Origin of the sequence: Sulfitobacter noctilucicola (genome assembly GCF_000622385.1) — a bacterium.
Taxonomy (GTDB): Bacteria; Pseudomonadota; Alphaproteobacteria; order Rhodobacterales; family Rhodobacteraceae; genus Sulfitobacter; species Sulfitobacter noctilucicola.
The window spans coordinates 608053-631618 of record NZ_JASD01000008.1 but is presented as its reverse complement, the minus strand read 5'-3'; the positions used below and the strand labels follow the sequence as shown (position 1 = coordinate 631618).

The following is a 23566-nucleotide window of genomic DNA, read 5'->3' as shown; positions in this document are numbered from 1 at the left end:
GTGCGCTAGTCTGCGAATAGATAGTCGGTTGATGCTATGTCGTGGGCCTTCTCTCTAGGAATGGCCAGAAACTCGCTCAGTGCATCGGCGTTCTTTTCAACATCGGCAGTCTCGCGCATGCGGGTCAAATGTTCGAACTGCGCATCGCGGATCCTGTCGCTTTCAAAGACCATGTCATTGCGGATGGTTGGCAACAACCGCTCCAACGTATCCACAGATGTCTGATCGCCAGCCAGGCCCACACGCATCGCGTGGCCGGTCAGATAGTCGTCGGAAAACTGGCATTCGATTTCCATGATGCGTGTCACAGACCGGTCAGCGGCGAAGTCGTTCAGCAGATCAAGGTTGGCCGGGTCCATGCAGATGATGAGTTTGTCGGTTTCGAAATAGTCAAACAGCATCCGCATCAGCGCGCGGCGGTGGCGATGGCGTTTTTCCAGTGTGTTCTGGATGCCACCAAGATCAGGCAGCGGCGTGTCTTCTTCGTTAAAAAGATATTCGATGGCCGGGACATTCGTCACCTGCCGAATGCGTTCGAGTACCCGTTTGGCCACGTGCCATTTCTTGCACACGACAATCAGCAATTCGCGTTCGCGTCCAAGTGTGCTTTCGGTTTCCCAAAAACGGGTAGCAAAACGACGACCGATGCGTCCGCGACCCGAAAGGAACTGGAAGAGGCTGCGCCCTTCGTTGCTGATCATGAATTGCACGCCCTGCGCCACATAGAGCAACCCAAGGCGGCGTTTGAGGTCCGCTGCATCCGGGCTGATCTTGCGGGCAAACAAGTAATCTTGTGACAACAGCAGCTCGTAATGGTCGTTATAAAATGTCACCGGCATGCCGTAGTCGGTGAACATCAGAAAGGTCAGAGTGCGCGAACGGATTTCGTCTTCGGCTACCAAGTGGCGCACAAGCGTCTGAAAGAATGTTTCGTCCGGGATCCACGTCGTCTTGAAAAAGCGCACAACATCACGGCGCTTGCGCACAAACTTTAGCAGTGCCTCGATGGTTTCGCGTCGCAGACACCACCACTGCGAACCGATCATGATCTGAAGGTCCTCTGGAATTTTACGCTCCAGTTTCAGGCGCTTTTGAACTTCGAACATGAAGTAGAACAGCTTTTTGTGTTCACGCTCGTTGACCAGATGGCGGTAGATCAGGCGCTCTTCCTTCCAGCCAGTCTTGATCCAGTCACTGTCGAAGTAGTCAAAGCTCTCGATAAAGTCGGCGTCGTTATCGTTGAGGAATTTGTGGGTATACTCGGCTGACTTGATTGCCATGCAATCGCCTGACAGCATGTAAAAATGTGTTGCGCGGGGGAAGGCGTCAACGGCAGATTGAACAGCGTTCAGCGTTGCCTGAACCAAAGACCATTCACCCCAGCCGCACTTGATCCGCTTCTTTGCAAAAGTGACGTTAGGATTGTCCTTCAGGGCGTCCTTGATCTCTTTGAAAAGGGACGCACTGGCCGAAGCGTCAAAGTGGATCGACATATAATCGCCAACCGCAGTTAGACGCTCCGCTTGCCTGATGATGGCCTCGGGGTCCTTGTGGCATAGCAAGATATAGGCGATTTTAGCCATAGAGGAAACAGACTGCCCTTTGGTCTTTTATTGTTTACAGTGATAAAGGGGAAGACAGATTGAATAAACACCATTAATTTGCTTTTTTGAGCCAATATTGAACTGTTGCAAAAGCAGTCACATAAAAACAGAGGGCGCGCAGTATGGGGTTTCCCGGAACCTGGATGACAGAGAGCGAGAGCGTGGTGTACCGTGTGGTGCCCAAATGCGCCTGCTCGACCATCGGCCAAATCATGTTCTACTCTGACCATGGCACGTTCTTTGACGGGGACATCCATGATGCCCAGTCGGGCATGCACAAGTGGGCGCTGGAACCGTCGCAGATCCCGATCACTGCGAACGTGACGAACCATTCCTCATACGCCTTCACCTGCGTACGCAACCCTTATACCCGTATCCTGTCGTCGTTTTTCGACAAGATTTGCGGCATTCAGCGCAACGGCAAGCGGTACCGCGGGAATCTGGTGCCGTTGTTGATCCAGAAATACGGCATCGACGTTGGCGGTGAGGACGGCAAAGAGGAGTTTGACCAGATTGCAAGCTTCCGACGGTTCTTGTTATTCGCGCGTGATACCATCCGGTGGCGCCGCCCTATGGATCCTGACATTCACTGGTCCGCAATGTCAGGCCACATCAGCACCTTCATCGCGAATGGCGGCACTTATGACAAGATCGTTTGGACCGAGAAGTTCAATGACGGGATGAAAGACGTCCTGACGTCGATCAAGACGCCGCATAAGGTCAAGATCGAAGATATCCCACGGTTTAACGAAAGCGAGGGGCACGGCCCCAAACGTGCGCATCCGGTTGAGGATTACTTTGACGACCTGTCGATGCATCTGATCCGCGAGATCTATAAGCGGGACTTTGACCTGTTCAAATACGATTTCGACAATCCGGGAAACAAAATGCCGATAGGCGAGATTGATCTGGATGAGGTACACCGGAAGCTTGGTGACTAGTGTATTCGGCCTTGTGCACGGCACCCTCTCTTGCACGCGGATGCCTGCGGCCTTAGATGGCAACTATGTCACAGGTAAAGTCATCAACGAAGTCCGACCCGAATTATAAGGTCATCGCAGAAAACCGCCGCGCGCGGTATGATTATGCGATCGAGGAAGATATCGAGTGTGGCATTATGCTTGAGGGGTCAGAGGTCAAATCCCTTCGGATGGGCGGCTCCAATATCGCTGAAAGTTATGCTGCGGTCGAGGATGGTGAGCTGTGGCTCGTGAACTCCTATATTGCGCCTTATAAACAGGCCAAGACATTCGGACATGAGGAACGGCGGCGGCGCAAGTTGCTGGTAAGCCGTAAACAGCTTGCCGACCTTTGGAGCGCTACACAGCGCAAGGGCATGACGCTCGTACCGCTCGTGATGTATTTTAACCATCGCGGAATGGCGAAAGTTAAAATCGGGATCGCGAAGGGCAAACAAAACCATGACAAGCGCGAAGCCTCTGCCAAGCGCGACTGGTCACGGCAGAAATCGCGTTTGCTGAAAGACCACGGCTGAGCAATTCCACTCCGAATTCCCCGTTTGGTAACAATCAACATAGTTTAGGTTCCAGTCACCCTTGGTGCGCCGCGCTGCGGGTGTCGAGGGACAGAATGCGGCAAAAAGGAATATGACTATGGAACTTATTATCGGACTGATTTCAGGCGCTGTTGGCGGCAATGTCGCGGGTAAAGCTGTTGGTGGCATCGATCAGGGTACATTGATTAACTCAATTTCGGGTATCGTAGGTGGCGGCCTTGGTGGCACAATCCTGACCTCGCTTCTTGGTGCCGGCGCTGCAGGTGGCGGCATGGATATCGGTTCAATCATCAGCCAGATTGCCGGTGGTGGCATCGGCGGTGGTGCGGTTCTTGCGATTGTAAGCATGATCCGCAACAAAATGAGCTAAATAGCGCATCAGAACGGGCGGCATGCGCCGCCTGCTCTTGTCAGCCCCCAGTCAGAACGCTAGGCAAAGATAACTTTGTTTGGGGGGTATATGATGACTGACGATCCAAAAACGCTGGTCTCAACCGCTTGGCTGGCCAAGCACCTGAAGGACCCTGATCTGCGTATTCTGGACGGGTCGTGGTACCTGCCAGACGCAGGGCGTGATCCCGAAAGCGAATACGCAGAATCTCACATACCCGGCGCGCGGTTCTTCGATATCGAAGAGATTTCGGATGCGCGGTCCGACCTGCCTCATATGGCCCCTCCTGTAGAGAAGTTTATGTCGCGCATGCGTGCGATGGGCGTGGGTGATGGCCATCAGATCGTCGTTTATGATGGTGCCGGTCTGATGTCTGCAGCGCGGGTCTGGTGGCTGTTCAAGTTGATGGGACAGGAGAACGTGGCCGTTCTGGATGGTGGGCTGCCCAAGTGGGTCGCCGAAGGAAATCCGACAGAAGATATGCCACCCATTCCCCGCGACCGCCATATGACAGTCCGCGTGCAAAACCAGTTGGTCCGCGATGTGACTCAGGTGGCACAGGCAAGCAAGCTGGGTGCGCCGCAGATTGTGGATGCCCGTGCGCCCGCGCGTTTCAGGGGCGAAGCGCCCGAGCCGCGCGAGGGACTGCGCGCCGGACATATTCCCGGGTCGCGCAATGTGCATTACGAGTTGTTGCTGAACGACGACAAGACGATGAAATCCGTGGATGAAACGCGCCAGATTTTTGAATCGGCGGGTGTCGATCTGGAGCAGCCGGTAATCACGTCCTGCGGGTCCGGTGTGACCGCGGCGATCCTTTCGCTCGCGCTGGCCCGTATGGGGCACGCGGATTGGTCACTTTATGATGGATCATGGGCCGAGTGGGGGATGTTCCCGACCGTACCCGTTGCAACCGGAGACGCATGATGTTCGAGACACTCAAAGCACAACCTGCCGACAAAATCCTTGCCTTGATGCAAATGTACAAAGACGACCCTCGCGAGACGAAGGTCGATTTGGGCGTTGGCGTTTATAAGGATGCAACGGGTCTCACGCCCGTGATGCGGGCTGTAAAGGCGGCAGAGCACAAAATCTGGGAAGCGCAGGACAGCAAGGTGTATACAGGTCTTGCGGGTGATCCGGCATTTGCCGATGCAATGATTGATCTGGTGTTGGATGGCGCTGTGCCGCGCGCAACAGTCGCGGCCGCCGCGACACCGGGTGGAACAGGTGCTGTCCGTCAGGCGTTTGAACTGATCCAGATGGCCAAGCCTGATGCGCGGGTTTTCGTGTCTGATCCGACATGGCCGAACCATCTGTCGATGCTCAAGTATCTGAATATTGAAATTGTCCCTTATCGGTACTTTGACAACGAAACGCGTGGCGTGGATTTCGACGGTATGCTCGCTGATCTCAAGACGGCCCATGCTGGCGATGTGATCTTGCTACATGGATGCTGTCACAACCCTACAGGGGCAAACCTGAACGCGACAGAATGGGACGCGGTCATTGATGTGCTACAAAGCACAGGTGCCACGCCGATGATCGACATTGCTTATCAGGGTTTCGGTGATGGCCTGCAGGAAGACGCCGCCGCGACGCGCAAAATTGTGTCCTCCGTGCCGGAGTGCCTGATCGCGGCGAGCTGTTCCAAGAATTTCGGGATTTACCGTGAACGTACGGGGCTTTTGATGGCAGTGGCATCGGATGCTACTGCACATGATCTGAACCAGCAGACGCTGGCCTATCTGAATCGCCAGAACTTCAGCTTTCCTCCCGATCACGGCGCACGTGTTGTGTCGACGATCCTGAACGACGCGACGCTCAAGGCGGACTGGATGGCAGAGCTGGAAGAGGTGCGCAACGCGATGTTGGACCTGCGTCAGCAGCTGGCGGATGAATTGCAGCGTTTGTCTGGCTCGGACCGGTTCGGATTTCTGGCGCAACACCGCGGTATGTTTTCACGCCTTGGCACGACACCAGAGAAGGTGGAGCAGCTGCGCACAGAGCACGGTATCTACATGGTCGGTGACAGCCGGATGAACATCGCAGGGTTGAACACGAAAAGCGTGCCAATCCTTGCGCAGGCGATCATCGACGTAGGAATTTAGACACTTCGGCGCGGCAGGTCGCGGCCTTGATGGGGCCAAGACTGGCTTGCGCGTCCACCCACGTCTAGGGCGCACTTAGCGAATACCTTCCTGAAGGATGGCCGCTTTTGCCACAGTGCTGTGCGTCATGCAGAACCAGATAGCGATGGTGCCGGGCGACTTCGGTGCCGCCCAACTCTTGGTTCTGAAGTCTCCACCGCAAATGAGACGACATATTCAGTAGCAATATAAACAAAAAAGAGGGCCCCGAAAACGGGGCCCTCAGGAACTGGTTGGCCAGGGAGGTCGGCCAACCCAATTGGATTAGCCTTTGGAGAACTCAGGGTAGGCTTCCATGCCCAGCTCTGAAGTATCCAGACCCATGATCTCGGCTTCTTCGCTGACACGGATGCCAACAACTGCCTTGAGGATGAACCAGACCACACCGGAGACGACGAAGGTAAAGATACCTACGACGAGGATGGAGTAGAGCTGCGTGCCGAGGCTTGCGTCGCCGTTTGTCAGAACAACCGCGATGGTGCCCCAGATGCCTGCACAAAGGTGCACAGGGATCGCGCCGACAACATCGTCAATCTTGAACTTGTCGAGCATTGGAACTGCGAAGACTACGATCACACCGCCGATGCCGCCGATCAACGTTGCCATGCCAAGACTTGGCGTCAGAGGCTCGGCTGTGATGGAAACGAGGCCAGCAAGAGCGCCGTTCAGGATCATCGTAAGGTCAGGCTTCTTGTAGAGAAGCTGTGTCAGGATCAGCGCCACAACAGCGCCACCGGCAGCAGCCGCATTCGTATTGGCGAAGATGCGGGAGACGTCAGCGATGTCGCCTACGGAACCCATTGCCAATTGAGAGCCACCGTTGAAGCCGAACCAGCCGAGCCAAAGGATGAACATACCCAGTGTTGCCAGTGCGAGGTTGGAGCCAGGCATCGGGTTAACACGGCCATCTTTGTATTTGCCGATACGTGGACCAAGGATAAGCGCGCCTGCAAGAGCAGCCCAGCCACCGACGGAGTGCACAACTGTGGAGCCCGCAAAGTCGAGGAAGCCCATCTCGTCAAGGAAGCCACCGCCCCATTTCCAGGAAGCCTGCAAAGGATAGATGATGCCCGTCAGGACGATTACGAAGATCAGGAAGGGCCAGAGTTTGATCCGTTCGGCCAGTGCACCGGAAACGATTGAGGCCGTTGCAGCGCAGAACATCAACTGGAAGAAAAAGTCGGAACCGGTTGAGGCGTATTCGCCATCATCAGCGCCGGCTAGATCTACGCCAACCGCTTCGAGAACGCCGGGACCGAAAACACCGGAAAGAACGCCTTCGACTGACCATGTGCCCAGTGGGTACATCAGATTATAACCGAATGCCCAATACGCGATTGTCGCCAGTGAAAAGAGTGCGACGTTTTTGGTCATCTGCATGGTCACGTTTTTGGAACGCACCAGCCCGCCTTCAAGCATGGCAAAACCACACGCCATGAAAAATACCAGGAAGCCGCCGATCAGGAACAGCAATGTGTTCATAATCCAGACCATCTCGGCGGTGACAGCCGCAGCATCCGCATCCTGGGCCCAGCCCAGCGATGGGACGGCGATTGCCGTCGCGGTTAGGAGTAGTGTTTTTGACAGTGTCATCTGTTTATCCCTCGTAAAGCTTTGCTTAGATAGCGTCTTCGCCAGTCTCGCCGGTGCGCACGCGCACGGCTTGTTCAACGTCGAGGACAAAGATCTTGCCATCGCCGATTTTGCCCGTCTGAGCGGTGCGTGAAATCACTTCGACCATCTGGTCTGCGACGGCATCCGACACCACAAGTTCCAGTTTGACCTTGGGTACAAAGTTCACCACGTATTCTGCGCCGCGATAGATTTCCGTGTGACCCGACTGCGCGCCGAACCCCTTGATTTCAGTGACCATCAAGCCGCGGACCCCCGCCTCGGTCAGTGCTTCGCGCACTTCCTCAAGTTTGAATGGTTTGATTGTTGCAATGATGAGTTTCACCTTTGGACCCTTTTCCCGTTTGGCAGGCACCCCTGCGATCTGTGTCAGAAGAAACTTGTATTTCCCCCTGATAGGAAAGATCAGAAGGCGATATGCGGGATGTGTTGGGGGAAGATATGATTAATTTATGTGCGAATATCACAAAGTGGCTAAAAATTAATCATATCAATAACGCATCATCCTCAAAGCAAGTGCTAAACAATCAGCATGAATGCGGGTATGGTCCTGAAAAAAGAGCAGCCGAGCAGGCCAGGTTATGAGTGATTCATCAAAGCGAAAGCGGCCCTTGGTCGCCGATAAAAGGTATCCGGCCAAAGGCAAGCCTGCGAATAAGGCTGTAACCAAGAAGCCTGCGAAGAAGTCAGCACCGGTCCGGCGCAAAGCAGCTGCGCCCAAACGTCCCCGTCGGGGTGGCATCCTTGGGCTGCTCAGCAGGATCGTCGGCTGGTTCTTTAGGCTGATATGGAAAATCACGTGGCGCATCACAGCAGTGGTCGTGCTGGTGCTCGCGTTGGCTGTTGGGTACCTGTATACAACGCTGCCACCTCTCGAAGCCCTTTTGGACGGCCGGGCCAAAGGGTCTGTGACCATGCTGGACCGGGACGGCAAGGTATTCGCGTGGCGCGGGGACCAGTTCGGCGGAGTTGTCACCGCAGATTCCGTGTCGCCCAATCTCAAGAACGCGGTGATCGCGACAGAGGACAAACGGTTCTACCGTCACTTCGGGGTAAGCCCGCGCGGTATCGCGTCTGCCGTACGCATCAATCTGTCCGAAGGGCGCGGGCCGCTCTCTGGTCACGGCGGTTCAACGATCACGCAACAGGTGGCCAAGCTGATCTGCCTTGGCGAACCTTTTGACCCCGGCGCGGGCATGACCGAAAAGGAATATGAGGCCAGTTGCAGGCGCTCTTCCATTCAGCGCAAAGCCAAAGAGGCGCTGTTTTCTATGGCGATGGAAGCGAAGTATTCCAAGGATGACATCCTTTCGATTTACCTGAACCGCGCCTACATGGGTGGCGGTGCCTTCGGCGCGGAAGCAGCAGCGCAGCGTTTCTTTGGAAAACCGGCGTCGGCTGTGAGTGTTGCAGAGGGTGCGATGCTTGCGGGGCTTCTGACGGCTCCGACAACCCTGTCACCAACGAACAATCTGGACCGTTCGCAAAGTCGCGCGGCAACTGTTGTCCGGCTAATGCAAGAGCAAGGATACCTGAGCGAAACCGAAGCGCGGGCAGCACAGGACAATCCGGCGGAGCTGTCGCAGGCAGCGGAAGCACGGGCGGGCGGATATTTCGCCGATTGGGTCATGTCGACGGGCCCCGAATTCTTTACGAGGAACACCACCGAGGACGTCCGGATAAAGACGACACTGGATCAGCGGATGCAACGTGCTGCCGAAGAAGGACTGAAGTGGGTCTTTGAGAACAAGGTGCGCGAAGGTTCCAAAGCGCAGGCCGCGATCGTGGTTATGTCAGCTGATGGTGCGGTGCGCGCAATGGTGGGTGGTCGAAAGACCAAGGTTGCAGGTGCTTTCAACCGTGCGACGCAGGCGTTGCGCCAGACGGGTTCGGCATTCAAGCCATTCGTCTTCGCAGCGGCTCTTGATCTGGGATATTCACCGCAGGATTTGATTGAAGACGCACCATACTGTCTGAACATTCCGGGTTCGGGAGAATGGTGCCCAAAGAACTATACCAACAGCTTCAAAGGGCAAGTTACGCTTACGCAAGCTTTGAAGGACTCGCTAAACATCCCAGCGGTCAAGATATCAGAAAGCGTGGGCCGTGAACTGGTTGGTCAGGTCGCATCGCAGTTCGGCATTCAGAATGACCTCGCTGCGGGTCCTGCGCTCGCGCTGGGCGCGTCAGAGAGCACGCTGATTGAGATGACAGGTGCCTACGCAGGCATCCTCAACGGCGGGTCCTCTGTCACGCCATATGGTCTGGTGGAGCTTTCTCTGCTTGGTGACAGCGAGCCGCTGATGGGTACTGGCGGCGGGATCGGAGAGCGCGTCATACAGGAAGGTGCGGCGCGCCAGCTTGTCTATATGATGGAGAAGGTCATCTCGGATGGTACCGGCAAACGTGGGCAATTTGGTGGTCGCGAGCTGGCAGGTAAGACAGGCACGACTTCAGCGGCCAAGGACGCATGGTTCATCGGGTTCTCGGCGGATTATGTGGCGGGGGTCTGGATGGGTTATGATGACAATACACCGCTCAAGGGTGTGACTGGTGGCGGTCTACCCACAGACATCTGGCGCGAGGTGATGAGCAGGGTCCACGAAGGCCTGCCCATCACGCCATTACCGATGGATCCGCCTATCGCAGCCAGCGCGCAAAGCCAGCCCGAGGCAGCCCCCGCGCAGGCACCCCAACCGCGTCGTGAGCCACAGGGGACGATCATCGATCAGGTCTTGCGCGACATTTTCGGAGGCGGCGGCAACGGCAGCAGAAGCTCCGCACCTGGTGGAGCGGAACGCTAGCCATTGATCGCAGACTGTGATGGGACGGCGCACCGACCATCATTAGTTTTGCACGCTTTTCTGCGGTATCCTTTGTAAGTCCCAGCAAAGGAGCCGCAGATGACACCCCTTGAGATAGCATCGTTTTCCAAAGGCGGAACCGGCGGCAATCCCGCAGGTGTGGTGATTGCGGATGCCTTGCCGCCTAATGAAACAATGCAGAAGGTGGCCGCTGATTTGGGGTTTTCGGAAACTGCTTTCGCAGCACCCGATGCAGGAGGCTGGCGTGTCCGCTATTTCGCCCCTATCGGCGAGGTGGCTTTCTGCGGTCATGCAACAATCGCGCTGGGCGCTGCTCTTGGGCAGCGATTTGGCGCAGGTCGGTTTGACCTGGCCTTGCGCGATGGCGATATCAGCGTAGAGGCATCAGAGCGCGGTGGAGAATGGCACGCAGCGTTAAAATCTCCAGCCACATGGTCAAACCCGATGGATCAAGAGTTATGCGATCAATTGCTAGAACTGTTTGGCGTGTCCCGGGCTGATCTGGATTCTGCTGTACCACCGACGCTGGCCTTTGCTGGCGTGCGCCACGGGCTGCTCACGCTCAAAGACCGCGCAGCGCTTGCGGCGATGCAATACCCCTTTGAGGCGATGCGCGATCTGATGGCGCAGCACGATCTGACCACTGTCAGCCTGTTGCATGTCGAAGGTCCGCGGTCTTTCTCATCCCGCAATGCCTTTGCAAGCGGGGGCGTGGTTGAGGACCCCGCGACCGGCGCTGCTGCGGCGGCGCTTGGGGGCGCGTTAGTCGATCTGAATTGGGACGGATTGCGAAAAGGTGGCAGCTTTGTGATCGCGCAAGGCGAAGACATGGGGATGCCCTCCGCGTTGACGGTCGAAGTTTCAGGCACGCCCGGGGCCTCGGTGAAGGTAAGTGGTGCGGTACGCTGGATGTAGCGCTGGCAGCAATGCAATCTTAAACATCATCTGTTTCAACTGAACCTGCTGGGGGTGGCAGGCCGGTTTTTTGCCTGCGCCTCTGTTGTGGGCGGCTGAAAGCAGAAGATGAGCGTAAAATATAAAGCACGCGGCAGGCGGGAATTGCGCGAAGTGCGCAAGCAAAGCCGCTTGCTTTACTGGACTGCGGGCGGGTTCAGCCTGTTTGCCAATCTGTTGATGCTGACAGGCCCTATGTACATGTTGCAGGTCTACGATCGCGTGCTGTCATCGGGTTCGGTTGAAACACTCGTCGCGCTATCGCTCCTCTTGGTGTTTCTCTATAGCATCATGGTCGTACTGGATTTCGCGCGTTCGCGGATCATGTCCGTCGCCGCCAGCCGGTTTTGGGCTGCGTTTCATGAGCGGGTCTTTCACTCGGTCGCACGCAAGGCGGCGGTTCTGCCCGATCAGTACACGACAAGTGGCCTCAACGATCTTGAACAAATCAGGCGGTTGATCGCTGCACCGATCGTCACCGCCGTGTTTGATCTGCCTTGGACACCGCTTTTCTTCACGGTGATTTTTGTGTTCCATCCTTTGCTCGGCGGGATCGCATTGGGCGGTGCTGCTTTGTTGATCGCGCTGACCCTCGCCAACCAGTTGCTAAGCAAGCGCAGCCAGTCAGCGGCTAACCGGCATGGGCAAATGGCGCGGACTGCTTCAGATCAATTCAGGGTCGATGCGGAAACCCTACGCGCGATGGGGATGCGGGTTGCAGCGTTCAAATTGTGGAACGAGGCGCAAAGCCGCGCTTTGCAGTCGGAGACAGCGGTCAGCAATATCGGGGCTGGATTTTCGACGTTCGGTAAAACGGCCCGCTTGCTGTTGCAATCTGTCATGCTGGGTGTGGGTGCTTGGCTGGTTTTGAACGGCCAGATGACCGCGGGTGGCATGATGGCTGGCTCGATCCTGCTGGGTCGCGCGCTTGCGCCGGTGGAGACGATTTTAAACCAATGGCAGATCGCGCAACAGGGAGTGCACAGTTGGCAAAATCTGGCGTATCTTCTGGGGGAGGTGCCACCCGAAGCACCGCGCACTGACTTGCCCGCACCAGAAGCGCGTCTGGTGGTCCAGAGCCTGACAGTTGTGCCGCCGGGCGACCGCATCGCGACCCTGAAGGGGTTAAGTTTCAATGTCGAACCGGGGCAGGCGGTGGGCGTGATCGGGCCTTCGGGTGCAGGAAAATCATCGCTTGCGCGCGCGCTTGTCGGGGTATGGCCTGCGGCAGGCGGCAGCGTTCGCCTTGGTGGTGCGGCACTGGACCAATACGACAGTGAAGTACTGGGACAACATATCGGATACCTGCCGCAAAAGGTGCAACTGTTTGACGGCACGATCGCGCAGAACATTGCGCGGCTGGCGCTTCAGCCGGATGCAGAGAAGGTGGTTGAGGCTGCAGCCATGGCGGGTGCGCATGAAATGATCCTGAGCCTGCCGAAAGGATATGACACACCGGTACATGCGGGACAGCTGAGGCTGTCGGGCGGACAGGTGCAACGCGTGGGATTGGCACGCGCTCTGTTTCATGATCCTGCACTTGTGGTTCTGGACGAGCCGAATTCCAATCTGGATAACGACGGATCGGAAGCGCTTAATCAGGCAATCCGGCATATGAAGGCGCGCGGGCGCTCTGTTCTGATCATGGCGCACCGGCCAGCTGCCATTGCGGAGTGCGAGATGTTGCTGGTCTTGAGCAATGGCACACGCATGGCATTCGGACCCAAGCAAGAAGTTATGGCAGGAATGCTCAAGAACGCTGGAGCTTTGCAGCAAGTACCAGCGGTGGCAGGGGGCATGAGGTGAGCGGCCCTATAGAGCTTGGGGTTTCAATCAGGGCCTACGCGTTGAGCGGTTTGTTGGCGTTGATCGCGCTGGTTGGCGGGTTTGGCTTTTGGGCGACGCAGACGACACTTGCGGGTGCGGTAGTTGTCACGGGTCAGGTAAAAGCGGACCAGAACCAACAGGCAGTGCAGCCCGTGATCGGTGGGGTCGTCGCGCAGGTCTTTGTCCAAAACGGTGACGTCGTCCAGCGTGGTGAGGTCCTTTTGCGCTTGGATATCACTACACAAGAAAATGCGCTGGCCTTTGCAGAGGACGAGCTTTTCGCCGTTCTTGCGCAACTGGACCGCTTGCATGCACAATTCGGCGGCACTCAGAAGATAGATTTTCGTCCGGATCTGGTGGCGGCGGCTCAAGACGACCCAAGCCTCGCCTTGATACTTCAAGGGCAGAACGAGCTCTTTGCCGCCAGCCTCACGACCCTCCGGCAGCACGTGCAACAGGCTACTCAAAGCAAGCGCCAGATAGATGCCAGATTGAGCGGGATTGATGCCCAGCTGGTTTCGCTGGTCTATCAGCGCGATCTTGTTCGTGAAGGTCTGAACAAGCAGGAAGCATTGCTCGAGCGCAAGTTGATCCCTGCCGCCACAGTGCTTGAGGCGCGGCGATTAGCCTCCCAGATTGACACGGATCTGGCTAAAATGACATCGCAACGGGAAGAGGCGGTAGAGCGGCTCGCGGAGATTGATGCAGCATTGAACGAACGTCTTGCAGAACGACGGGAGGCAGCCATCGCCAAAGCCCGTGACCTCGAAGAGCCAATGCGCAAGTTTCGCGCGGATATTGCCAAACTGAAGAACGAGATTGCGCGTGCGGAAATTCGAGCACCGGTCTCTGGGGTCATTCATCGTATGCAGCCAACTGGTACCAGTACGGTGCTGCGCGCTGGTGACACCATACTTTACATCGTTCCGCCGGTGCAACGTCCGGTGATTGCTGCGCAGGTGCTGCCACACGACATCGATCAGATTTCTTTCGGGCAACCGGTGAACCTGCGCCTAGCGGCTCTCAACCAACGGATCACACCAGAAATTCGGGGGCATATCAGCGCGGTATCGCCCGATGCGATTGTAGACGAACGGCGCGGCAGTCGGTATTTCGCTGTGGAAGTCACCGTTGCAGAAGATCAGCTTGCACGGCTTCCCTCTGGCACTGCTCTGCTTGCAGGGATGCCTGTTGAGGTCTTTGTGCAAACGGGTGCGCGTACACCTCTGCATTATCTCACCAAGCCAATGACAGATTACTTTGCCCATGCGATGAGGGGTAATTAATAACGGACGGCACGCTGCAAGGTCTTTTCGTTTGCCGGCAAGACCGCTAGCGTCTCGCGCAACAGACCAGCAAAGGATATGACCATGAGCATCACAGACCGTTTGTCAGAACTCGGCATTACTTTGCCAGACGCGCCTGCACCGGCGGCGAATTACGTGCCATTCGTGAAAGTAGGCAGCACTGTTTATGTCTCCGGGCAGATATCTAACGGACCCGAAGGGCTGATCATCGGCAAGCTGGGTGACACGATGGATGTGGCAGCAGGTGCCGAGGCGGCAAAAACCTGTGCGATCAGTCTTTTGGCACAGGTAAAAGCCGCCTGTGGTGGCGATATTGAGCGTCTCGTGCGCGTTGTAAAACTGACCGGTTTTGTGAATTCAACGCAGGACTTCACGGACCAACCGAAAGTCATCAACGGGTGTTCGGATTTTCTGGTCGAAGCGCTTGGCGATAAGGGGCGGCATGCGCGTTCCGCAGTATCCGCACCATCATTGCCGCTGGGCGTGGCGGTTGAGATCGAAGGTATTTTCGAGATCTCATGACCCTGTCCCGCTTGTTCTATGATGTGCCGCTGGCCCACCGCGCGTTGCATAACGTGTCCGATGGCCGTCCCGAAAACAGCCGTGCCGCGATCCGCGCCGCGATTGCCGCCGGTTATGGGATCGAGATTGATGTACAGCTGAGCGCTGACGGGGCGGCGATGGTCTTTCACGACTATGCGCTTGAGCGATTGACCGGCGAAAAGGGCGCGATCCGGCTGCGGCCTGCGTCCGAGCTTGGCAAAATAAAACTTCTTGGCGGTGACGAAGGCATTCCCGATCTTGAAGAGGTGTTGGACTTGGTCGCGGGACAGGTGCCGCTGGTGATCGAGGTTAAGGATCAGGATGGTGGCATGGGGCAGGATATCGGCCCATTGGAAGATGCTGTTGTGGCGGGCGTTAAAGGGTATGCCGGACCGCTGGCGCTTATGTCATTCAATCCGAATGTTGTTGCACGGTTGGCGGAGACGCTTCCTGACGTGCCACGCGGGATCGTAACCAGCGCCTATCGTTATGAGGATTGGCCACTTCCACGTGCGACCTGCGATCAGCTGCGCCAGATTCCGGACTTCGAGCGCGTTGGTGCGTCTTTTGTCAGTCACGAGGTTGATGATCTGTCTACGCCGCGCGTGGCCGAGATCAAGGATCAGGGTGCCATGATTTTCTGTTGGACTGTGCGAAGTGCCGAACAAGCGTCCGAGGCTCGTAAGATCGCAGATAATATTACGTTTGAAGGCTTCCTGCCCGCGCTTACCGCTTGAACCGCGTGCCACATGCCACAGATAACGAGGCAAGGGGTAAGGTTGGGTCATGAGCGAACAAAGCATTGAAATCAGGCTGATGGGCGGGATCGATGAGATCGGCCAGAGCGAATGGGACGCCTGTGCCTGTCCCGAAGCGGGAAATGGTAGCCCGCCCAATGATCCCTTTACCACCTACAGGTTTATGTCGGCGCTTGAAAAAAGCGGAAGTGTGGGCCCCGGTACGGGATGGCAACAGCAACATCTGGCGGCATTTGTTGAAGGACAGCTGATTGCGGTCGCGCCGCTTTATGCCAAGATGCATTCACAAGGCGAGTATATATTTGATCATAACTGGGCGCATGCCCTGGAGCGCGCGGGTGGCCGGTATTACCCGAAACTCCAGATCGCTGTGCCGCATACGCCAGCGACAGGTCGCCGCTTTCTGACGCGCCCGGGGTTTGAGGACATCGGGAAACGCGCGCTCATTCAGGGTGCTGTACAGGTCGCGGACAACAACCAGCTTTCGTCGGTACATATCACATTCTGCACTGAGGATGAGGCGGTCTTTGGCGAAGAAATGGGGCTAATGGTGCGCAAGAGCCAACAGTTCCATTGGCGCAATGCAGGCTACGCTGATTTCGATGGCTTTTTGGGTAGTCTCAACAGCCGAAAGCGCAAGAATATTCGCAAAGAACGTGCACAAGCGCAGGCTTTTGGTGGTGAGATTCACACCTTTACGGGCGATCAGATTCTGCCCGAGCATTGGGATGCGTTCTGGCAGTTTTATCAGGACACCGGTGCACGCAAATGGGGCACACCCTACCTCACACGAGAGTTTTTCGACATTGCACAGGACACCCTGCGCGATGACATGGCGCTGGTGTTGGCAGAAAGGGATGGTCGCTGGATTGCAGGCGCTTTGAACTTTATCGGCTCTGATGCGTTGTACGGCAGGTATTGGGGCTGCATCGAGCATCACCCCTGCCTGCATTTCGAGCTGTGCTACTACCGCGCAATCGATTTCGCGATTGAAAGAGGGCTGCATACTGTGGAGGCCGGCGCACAGGGAGAACATAAGCTCGCACGCGGCTATTTGCCGTCGGTTGTCTGGTCATTGCACTGGATGCGCGATGAGGGATTTGGAAATGCGGTCGCCGACTATCTTGAAGCGGAGCGTGATGCCGTTGAACAAGAGATTGAAATATTGACCGAGTACGGTCCGTTCAAACGGGCCGTTGTTGAGGAACAGGAATGACTGAGAAATTGAGTGAAGAAACGCGCCAGACGGTGCTGAAGCCCTTGTTTGACACAGGATGGCAGATGACAGAAGGGCGCGATGCAATTCATAAGACATTTGAATTTGCGAATTTTGTCGAAGCATTTGGCTGGATGACACAGGCGGCCATCTGGGCAGAGAAATGGGACCACCACCCCGAGTGGGATAATGTTTACAAAACAGTCAATGTGACCCTCACCACCCATGATGTGGACGGTCTGAGTACGCTGGACGCTAAACTGGCGCGTAAAATGGATGGAATCGCGAAGAGCATGAAAGACTAATGGAAGAAATAGATAATACCGTGTCATCAATAATGAATACCGAAATCTGGCAGGGCAAATCCCTTGCTGACTTGCTTACACTAGAGTTCCTTGCAAGCGCAGCAGGGTCGATCCTCGGGGCGATTACGATTATCCTCTTGGGGTGGATCGTTTCCGCGTGGCTTCAGCGCCGTGTGTCGAATCTGGGTCGCAAGAACAAGCATCTGGACGAGATGCTTTTCGACTTTCTAGCCTCGATCGTGCGCTATGTGGTGCTTGGCTTCACTCTGCTGTTTGTGCTCAACACCTTCGGTGTACAGACAACGTCAGTGGTGGCCGTCATCGGTGCCGCTGGCTTGGCAATTGGTCTGGCTTTGCAAGGCACACTGTCGAACGTGGCGGCAGGGGTAATGCTTATCCTGTTCCGCCCCATCAAAATCGGTGACTTTGTTGAGGTCGCGGGCGAGATGGGAACAATCAAGCAGATCAACCTGAATTTCACCGAGCTTGCCGATCTGAGCAATGTTCAAGTGATCGTGCCCAACTCCGAAGTTTGGGGCAACGTGATTACTAACTACTCCACCAATGACCGCCGCCGCGCGGAATGGACCTTTGGTGTGGGCTATGGTGCAAATTTGAAAGATGCGGAGCAGATCATCAAGGATACGATTATGGCTGACGAACGTGCGCTGGCCGAACCTGCGCCGTTCGTTCAGGTGACGAACCTTGGTGATAGTTCTGTCGATTTTCTCGTACGGGTTTGGTGTTCTGCCAGCGATTATTTTGTCTTCAAGGCAGATATGACGCGGCAAGTGAAAGAAGCGCTTGATGCAGGTGGCGTCGACATTCCGTTCCCGACCCGGACGATGATCCAAGCAAACTGATCGCCGCTTCTAAAGAAACAGGGACGCCACGATCATGGCGTCCCTTTTGTACATTTACATGCTGGCAAGCAGTGCCTCGCCGCCTGAAACGTCACAGACGCCCGGGCTTTCTTCGGGCTGGAACAACGTTACTTTGCCGTCGTCGATCAGCATCGCATATCGCTTGGACCGCGAAACCAGACCGGCTGGCGCGGCGTCGAAATCCATACCAATTGCCTTGGTGAACTCTGACGATGCGTCGGCCAGCATAGTGATGCCTGCATCTGTCGCACCTGTCGCTTCACCCCATGCTTTCATCACAAAGGGGTCGTTGCAGGAAATGCAGATAATTTCATCGACACCTTTTGCATCGAACTGGTCCTTCGTGCGTACAAAGCTGGGAACGTGGGCCGAGTGGCAGGTTGGTGTGAACGCGCCGGGGACGGCAAATACAACAACCTTGCGGCCTTTGACTTTGTCGGACATCTGGACCGGTGTGGGACCATCTGCACCCATCTGCACCAGTGTTGCGTCGGGCAGGGTATCGCCTTGGGAAATTGTCATCGGGTAGGCCTTTCATTGCATTGCGTTTGTTCCTGACCAGCATATAGGTTTTGCGTGCGGGCGCGACCAGTGATTGCGGGAGAGAGAATTAATGGGTCATGTGATTGTAGTGGGTGCAGGGCAGGCAGGATCGTCTTGTGTGGCCAAGCTGCGCAACTCCGGCTTTGAGGGGCGTATCACGTTGATCGGTGAAGAACCCGTACCACCCTACCAGCGCCCCCCGCTGAGCAAAGCCTATTTGATGGGCGAGATGATCCTTGAACGCTTGTTCCTGCGGCCCGAGAGTTTTTACGCCGAGAATGATATCGACTTGCGCATGGGCGCGCGTGTCGATGCCATTGATGCAGATGCGCAGACCGTGTCCATTGCTGGCGAAACGCTGGAATATGATGATCTGGTTCTGACGACCGGATCAACGCCGAACCGCCTGCCCGCTGCTATCGGTGGTGATTTGGACGGAGTGCATGTGGTGCGCGATCTGGCAGATGTGAACGGCATGGCACCGCGGTTCGTAAAAGGTGCAAAGGTGCTGATTGTGGGCGGTGGCTACATCGGGCTTGAAGCCGCATCCGTTGCCGCCAAGCTGGGGTTGCACGTCACACTTGTTGAAATGGCAGAGCGTATTCTCCAACGGGTTGCCGCCCCTGAAACCAGCGATTTTTTCCGGGCGCTGCACTGCAAACACGGCGTCGACATTCGTGAAGGTGTCGGACTGGACCGATTAACAGGCGACGTCGCGGTGAGCGGAGCGGTCTTGAGCGATGGCACCGAACTTGACGTGGATTTTGTTATTGTGGGCGTGGGTATTCGTCCCGGAACGGCCTTGGCAGAGGCATCTGGTATCGAGATCGAAAACGGGATCAAGACAGACGCGTTGGGCCGGACTTCCGCGCCGCATGTCTGGGCAGCGGGTGATTGCGCATCGTTCCCGTATCGTGATGGACGCATCCGGCTGGAATCCGTGCCAAATGCAATAGATCAGGCGGAATGTGTCGCAGGGAACATTATGGGCGCTGGTAAAGCCTATGAGGCGAAGCCTTGGTTCTGGTCCGATCAGTATGACGTAAAGCTACAGATTGCAGGGCTGAATACGGGCTACGACCGCGTTGTAATCCGCCAACCTGACGCAGACAGCATTGGGTTTTGGTATTATCGTGGGGATACGTTGCTGGCCGTTGACGCCGCGAATGATCCACGCGGGTATATGGTGGGCAAGCGTTTGATTGAGGCGGGCAAGTCGCCCGATCCAACGGTAATAGCCGATCCCGAAACCGACTTAAAAGCTCTGTTGAAAGCATGAGGATCATCGCGGGCAATTTTCGCGGGACAGCTTTAGCAGCGGTCGGTAAGGGTGACGCGGGTGCCCATCTGCGCCCCACATCCGACCGGGTGCGCGAGAGCCTGTTTTCGATGCTGACGCACCATGATGTCATTGTCGGTGCGCGTGTGTTGGATGTCTTTGCGGGAACTGGCGCATTGGGGCTTGAGGCGCTGTCGCGCGGTGCCAGTGAGGTTCTGTTCATAGAGAACGGCCGCGTGGGTCAAAAGCTGATTGCGGAAAACATCGCAAAGCTTCGGGTGCGTGAGCAGACCAAGGTCATGCGCAACGATGCAACGCGTTTGGGCACCTGGCCCGGTGCACCCTATGACCTGATCTTTCTTGACCCCCCGTATGGCAAGGGAATGGGCCAGAAAACGCTAGCCGCACTTTTGGAGGGCGGATGGCTATCCCCCGATGCCATGATCGTTTGGGAAGAGAATGCGCCCATGCTGGCCCCAAAAGGGTTCACCCGGACAGACACACGTAAATACGGCGATACGCATGTCACTCTGTTGGAGCTTACATCTGCGCCCTGATCGCAGCGCCCAGCCGCTTCATGCCTTCTTTGATCTTCTCATCATCCGCGAGTGAAAAGCTGAGCCGCAGCGTGTTCGCATTCGAGCGATCAGCATAGAAGGCTTGCCCGGGAACAAAGGCCAGCTTTTGTGTTTCCAGCGCAGATTTGAGAAGCGCGGCACCATCCATTTGCTTCGGCAAGGTCAGCCAGACGAACATCCCGCCTTCTGGCTTGGTCCAGGTGACACCTTCAGGCATATGTTCGGCCAGTGCGTCCAGCATCGTATTGCGGCGTGCAGAATAGGTCCGGCGCAGCTTGGCGGTATGATCGGAAAAGACGGAGCGCGCGACAGAGTTGATTGCCATCTGATTCAGCGTGGCGGAATGCAGATCTGCGGCTTGCTTCATAAGTACCAGTTGCGAAATGACGGACGCTGCGCCGCACACCCAACCCACGCGCAGACCGGGGGCGAGGGACTTGGAAAAGCTACCGCAATAAAGCGTGCGACACTCTTCGATGCTGCCCTTGCGGGCAATCTCAAGCGCAAGCATCGGCGGAATTGGATCGCCGTCATACCGTAGGGTTTGATAGGCGGAATCCTCGATTACCGCGATGTCGAGAACTTCCGCGAGATCGAGAATGTTCTCGCGTGCAGTAAGGTCAAGGGTCTCTCCGGTCGGATTGGCGAAATCCACGGAAGCATACGCAAATTTGACCCGACCTCCTGCGGCCTCGGCGGTCTTTGCATAGTCATCGGCAGAGCGGTTGCCGCCAGGCATCAATCGGTCATAGGTCGGTTCGTATGCGTTAAATGCGCCCAATGCTCCCATGTATGTGGGCCAAGTGACCAGCGCGGTATCGCCGGGCGACAGCATCATCTTACCCAGATAATCCAGCGCCTGTTGCGAGCCTGAGGTGATCAACACGTTATCGCGGGTGCAGGGTATACCAAGCGCTTCCATTTGCTCGACTATCCAGTCTCGGAGGGGGCCGTACCCTTCGGAGACGGAGTACTGCAGCGCCGCGCTGCTGTTCTGAGGGGAGAGCGCATCGGTCATGGCATCCTGAAACGCCTCTGTCGGGAACAGTGCCGGATCGGGAATGCCGCCAGCGAAGGAAATAATATCCGGTTGATCCAAGAGCTTGAGCAGTTCGCGAATCTCGCTGGCCTTCATACGGCCCATACGCGTGGCAAAGATATTTTCCCAATTCATGTCAGAATCCCTTCCCTAATTTCGGCAAGACATCACAATTGGGAATTTATGGCAATAATTATTACCTATATGCGCAATATTATGTCCTGGCTGCTGCTACAGTGGCCAGTTCTCGATCCGCTGCTTCTTCTTTGCCAGCAGGGCAAAGACAGGTCCAAGTAGACCAACCATGCGACCTGTGAAAGCGGGTTTTCCGGTCTCAGCCACGGCTTTGATGTTAGAAGAAATGAACCCTTGGGCACTCAGCATTTCTTTGTGCAGTTTGCTGCCCTCAATCGCCTCTGTGATAATCAGATCAAACTCAGTGCCGCCATCTTTCTCGCGCAGTTCATAAGTGACGACGCAGGGCGGCTCATCAATATTGGTCATTTTGAAGGTGTGTGAATAGCAATGCGGCGGGTCAAACCTCAGGACTTCTCCGACCACCATCGCGATCTTGCCGTTCGGATTCACCATCCGCATCTTCGCGCCTTCCTCCAGGCCGTTCTTGGTCTGGCAGACCGCGCCAAAGAAGAAAGGAAGCGGTTGATCGGTGGCAACCAATGTTGACCAAACCGTTTCAATCGGTGCGTTGATAAAGGTTCGGCTGATGGACTTGGGCGCAATATTTGTCATGGTTAATCTTCTTCATAAATTTGTTGGGCAACGGCTTCGGCGGTCTGCTTGATCAGGCTCATCCGGTCGAGCCAGTGGCCGGAATACGCATCAATCCAACGGTCATGGATCAACTGGAGCGGCATCGCATTGAGATACAGACGCCGGGTGCGCCCTACCTTTTCGCTGGTGATCAGACCGGCGTTCGTCAACACCTGCAAATGGTTCATTACGGCGATGCGCGTCACATCGAACGACTGAGCGAGTTCGCCCACTGCCATGCCGGGCTTTTGGCGCAGATGATCCAGAATCTCGCGACGTGTGGTGTGCGCAAGTGCGGAAAAAACTTGATCCATATCGTCATTAGTAATCATGTAATTACATTATTACATAATCAACATGAGTCAAGAGGGGCCATCTCGCACAGAGAGCCAGTCTGCGTGAACAGCTTTGGGAAATCAGGGAAATGTGGTAAAGCTTTGCGGATGTCCGACGCGATCTACACAGCCGGCATATTGCCTCAGCCGGAGGAAAAAGCGGAAGCGATTCCGTTGCCCAAGCCGCAGCCACTCGGCGCGCCGGTGCTTATCTCCGATTGCGTCACGCCCGTGGCGGGCGAGACGTTTTTGTCATTACTGATGAAACGAATGATTAAGGATGATCAGCCGTAGGTGGGGTGAAACTTGCCAGCGGGAGAGAGTGTGAAAATCTCTACCCCGTCATCGGTCACCCCGACGGAATGCTCAAACTGTGCAGACAAGGACTTGTCGCGGGTCACTGCTGTCCAGTCATCGGCGAGTGTCTTCGTCTCTGCACGGCCCAGGTTTACCATCGGCTCGATGGTAAAAAACATCCCCGGTTCCAGAACAGCACCGACACCCGGCTTACCGTAATGCAGAACATTCGGCGGCGCATGAAAGACACGGCCTAAACCATGACCGCAGAAGTCTGTCACGACAGACATACGATGGCTTTCCACAAACGTCTGGATGGCGTGGCCGATGTCACCAAAGGTGTTCCCCGGTTTCACAGCCGCTATACCACGCATCAGTGAATCGTGCGTAACGTCGATCAGCCGCTCGGATTTCCGCGCGAGCTTGCCCGCCACATACATCCGGCTCGTGTCGCCGAACCAGCCGTCCACGATGACGGTGACATCAATGTTGAGGATATCGCCGTCTTTCAGCTTTTTGTCGCCTGGAATGCCATGGCAGACAACGTGGTTCACGCTGATACAACTGGCGTGTTTATAGCCCTTATAACCAATGGTCGCTGATTTTGCGCCCACCGCGTTCACCTTTTCTTCGATGATGCGGTCAAGCTCTCCGGTGGTCTGACCGACAGTTACATGCTCTGCTATCTCGTCCAGAATGGTCGCTGCGAGCGCCCCTGCGGCATGCATACCTGCAAAGTCGGAAGGGTCATAAATACGGATGCCGTCTTTGGTCTGACGGCCACGGTGTTGATCATTCACCGGTTTCTCCAA

At 56.0% G+C, this 23566-nt stretch carries 25 protein-coding genes; 17 read left to right on the top strand and 8 right to left on the bottom strand.

Annotation, left to right across the window (positions count from 1 at the left end; all coding sequences use genetic code 11):
- Positions 1 to 5 precede the first annotated feature (5 nt).
- Positions 6 to 1583 (bottom strand): DUF5928 domain-containing protein, encoded by a 1578-nt coding sequence (locus tag Z946_RS0106825; RefSeq protein WP_025054978.1) that lies wholly within the window; start codon positions 1581 to 1583, stop codon positions 6 to 8.
- A 143-nt stretch (positions 1584 to 1726) separates the two neighbouring features.
- On the opposite strand from Z946_RS0106825, the gene Z946_RS0106820 reads away from it, so the two are divergent.
- The 5 genes from Z946_RS0106820 to Z946_RS0106800 all read left to right on the top strand — a co-directional run bounded on the left by Z946_RS0106820 (position 1727) and on the right by Z946_RS0106800 (position 5622).
- Positions 1727 to 2545, top strand: coding sequence for a sulfotransferase family protein (locus Z946_RS0106820; RefSeq protein WP_025054977.1), 819 nt, complete (start codon positions 1727 to 1729; stop codon positions 2543 to 2545).
- A gap of 65 nt (positions 2546 to 2610) precedes the next feature.
- A complete protein-coding gene (gene smpB, locus Z946_RS0106815) occupies positions 2611 to 3099 on the top strand; it encodes an SsrA-binding protein SmpB (protein ID WP_025054976.1) in 489 nt (162 codons plus the stop codon).
- A gap of 118 nt (positions 3100 to 3217) precedes the next feature.
- Entirely contained in the window at positions 3218 to 3490 is a 273-nt protein-coding gene (locus tag Z946_RS0106810) for a hypothetical protein (protein ID WP_174416550.1), read from the top strand.
- 93 nt (positions 3491 to 3583) lie between these two features.
- A complete protein-coding gene (gene sseA / locus Z946_RS0106805) occupies positions 3584 to 4438 on the top strand; it encodes a 3-mercaptopyruvate sulfurtransferase (protein ID WP_025054974.1) in 855 nt (284 codons plus the stop codon).
- Positions 4438 to 5622: an amino acid aminotransferase gene (locus tag Z946_RS0106800; RefSeq protein ID WP_025054973.1), complete on the top strand. Its 1185-nt coding sequence runs from the start codon at positions 4438 to 4440 to the stop codon at positions 5620 to 5622. The genes sseA and Z946_RS0106800 overlap by 1 nt, the downstream gene beginning before the upstream one ends.
- A gap of 303 nt (positions 5623 to 5925) precedes the next feature.
- Here Z946_RS0106800 and amt read toward each other — a convergent pair whose 3' ends face one another.
- Entirely contained in the window at positions 5926 to 7254 is a 1329-nt protein-coding gene (gene amt, locus Z946_RS0106795; RefSeq protein WP_025054972.1) for an ammonium transporter, read from the bottom strand.
- Positions 7255 to 7279: 25 nt separating this feature from the next.
- Complete coding sequence (locus tag Z946_RS0106790) at positions 7280 to 7618, bottom strand: P-II family nitrogen regulator (protein ID WP_025054971.1); 339 nt, start codon at positions 7616 to 7618, stop codon at positions 7280 to 7282.
- Between the two features lie 256 nt (positions 7619 to 7874).
- Between Z946_RS0106790 and Z946_RS0106785 the strand changes: the two genes are divergently transcribed.
- The 9 genes from Z946_RS0106785 (at position 7875) to Z946_RS0106740 (ending at position 17891) form a co-directional block, all read left to right on the top strand.
- A complete protein-coding gene (locus tag Z946_RS0106785; protein WP_025054970.1) occupies positions 7875 to 10097 on the top strand; it encodes a transglycosylase domain-containing protein in 2223 nt (740 codons plus the stop codon).
- A gap of 99 nt (positions 10098 to 10196) precedes the next feature.
- Positions 10197 to 11033 (top strand): PhzF family phenazine biosynthesis protein, encoded by an 837-nt coding sequence (locus tag Z946_RS0106780; protein WP_025054969.1) that lies wholly within the window; start codon positions 10197 to 10199, stop codon positions 11031 to 11033.
- 108 nt (positions 11034 to 11141) lie between these two features.
- Entirely contained in the window at positions 11142 to 12878 is a 1737-nt protein-coding gene (locus tag Z946_RS0106775; RefSeq protein WP_025054968.1) for a type I secretion system permease/ATPase, read from the top strand.
- Entirely contained in the window at positions 12875 to 14185 is a 1311-nt protein-coding gene (locus Z946_RS0106770; protein WP_160170269.1) for an HlyD family type I secretion periplasmic adaptor subunit, read from the top strand. The genes Z946_RS0106775 and Z946_RS0106770 overlap by 4 nt, the downstream gene beginning before the upstream one ends.
- 84 nt (positions 14186 to 14269) lie before the next feature.
- Positions 14270 to 14728, top strand: a complete 459-nt coding sequence (locus tag Z946_RS0106760; protein ID WP_081780788.1) for a RidA family protein — start codon at positions 14270 to 14272, stop codon at positions 14726 to 14728.
- Positions 14725 to 15486, top strand: a complete 762-nt coding sequence (locus Z946_RS0106755; RefSeq protein ID WP_025054965.1) for a glycerophosphodiester phosphodiesterase family protein — start codon at positions 14725 to 14727, stop codon at positions 15484 to 15486. The genes Z946_RS0106760 and Z946_RS0106755 overlap by 4 nt, the downstream gene beginning before the upstream one ends.
- A gap of 49 nt (positions 15487 to 15535) precedes the next feature.
- Positions 15536 to 16723: a GNAT family N-acetyltransferase gene (locus tag Z946_RS0106750; RefSeq protein WP_025054964.1), complete on the top strand. Its 1188-nt coding sequence runs from the start codon at positions 15536 to 15538 to the stop codon at positions 16721 to 16723.
- Positions 16720 to 17028: a 4a-hydroxytetrahydrobiopterin dehydratase gene (locus tag Z946_RS0106745; protein ID WP_025054963.1), complete on the top strand. Its 309-nt coding sequence runs from the start codon at positions 16720 to 16722 to the stop codon at positions 17026 to 17028. Before Z946_RS0106750 ends, Z946_RS0106745 begins: the two co-directional genes overlap by 4 nt.
- Before the next feature lie 32 nt (positions 17029 to 17060).
- Complete coding sequence (locus Z946_RS0106740) at positions 17061 to 17891, top strand: mechanosensitive ion channel family protein (protein WP_241461308.1); 831 nt, start codon at positions 17061 to 17063, stop codon at positions 17889 to 17891.
- Positions 17892 to 17945: 54 nt separating this feature from the next.
- On the opposite strand, the gene Z946_RS0106735 is transcribed toward Z946_RS0106740, so the two are convergent.
- Entirely contained in the window at positions 17946 to 18434 is a 489-nt protein-coding gene (locus Z946_RS0106735; RefSeq protein WP_025054961.1) for a peroxiredoxin, read from the bottom strand.
- Between the two features lie 91 nt (positions 18435 to 18525).
- On the opposite strand from Z946_RS0106735, the gene Z946_RS0106730 reads away from it, so the two are divergent.
- Positions 18526 to 19734 (top strand): NAD(P)/FAD-dependent oxidoreductase, encoded by a 1209-nt coding sequence (locus Z946_RS0106730; RefSeq protein WP_025054960.1) that lies wholly within the window; start codon positions 18526 to 18528, stop codon positions 19732 to 19734.
- Positions 19731 to 20291 carry a 16S rRNA (guanine(966)-N(2))-methyltransferase RsmD gene (gene rsmD, locus Z946_RS0106725; RefSeq protein WP_025054959.1) on the top strand — a complete coding sequence of 187 codons (561 nt, stop codon included), beginning with the start codon at positions 19731 to 19733 and terminating at the stop codon, positions 20289 to 20291. The genes Z946_RS0106730 and rsmD overlap by 4 nt, the downstream gene beginning before the upstream one ends.
- Here rsmD and Z946_RS0106720 read toward each other — a convergent pair.
- The 3 genes from Z946_RS0106720 to Z946_RS0106710 form a co-directional block, all read right to left on the bottom strand.
- Positions 20275 to 21486, bottom strand: a complete 1212-nt coding sequence (locus tag Z946_RS0106720) for an aminotransferase-like domain-containing protein (protein WP_025054958.1) — start codon at positions 21484 to 21486, stop codon at positions 20275 to 20277. The genes rsmD and Z946_RS0106720 overlap by 17 nt on opposite strands.
- Positions 21487 to 21582: 96 nt before the next feature.
- A complete protein-coding gene (locus tag Z946_RS0106715; RefSeq protein ID WP_025054957.1) occupies positions 21583 to 22101 on the bottom strand; it encodes an SRPBCC domain-containing protein in 519 nt (172 codons plus the stop codon).
- 2 nt (positions 22102 to 22103) lie between these two features.
- Complete coding sequence (locus Z946_RS0106710) at positions 22104 to 22454, bottom strand: ArsR/SmtB family transcription factor (RefSeq protein WP_037969088.1); 351 nt, start codon at positions 22452 to 22454, stop codon at positions 22104 to 22106.
- A 111-nt stretch (positions 22455 to 22565) separates the two neighbouring features.
- Between Z946_RS0106710 and Z946_RS0106705 the strand changes: the two genes are divergently transcribed.
- Complete coding sequence (locus Z946_RS0106705) at positions 22566 to 22751, top strand: hypothetical protein (RefSeq protein ID WP_025054955.1); 186 nt, start codon at positions 22566 to 22568, stop codon at positions 22749 to 22751.
- Here Z946_RS0106705 and map read toward each other — a convergent pair.
- Positions 22742 to 23554 carry a type I methionyl aminopeptidase gene (gene map, locus Z946_RS0106700; protein WP_025054954.1) on the bottom strand — a complete coding sequence of 271 codons (813 nt, stop codon included), beginning with the start codon at positions 23552 to 23554 and terminating at the stop codon, positions 22742 to 22744. The genes Z946_RS0106705 and map overlap by 10 nt on opposite strands.
- Positions 23555 to 23566: the final 12 nt, after the last annotated feature.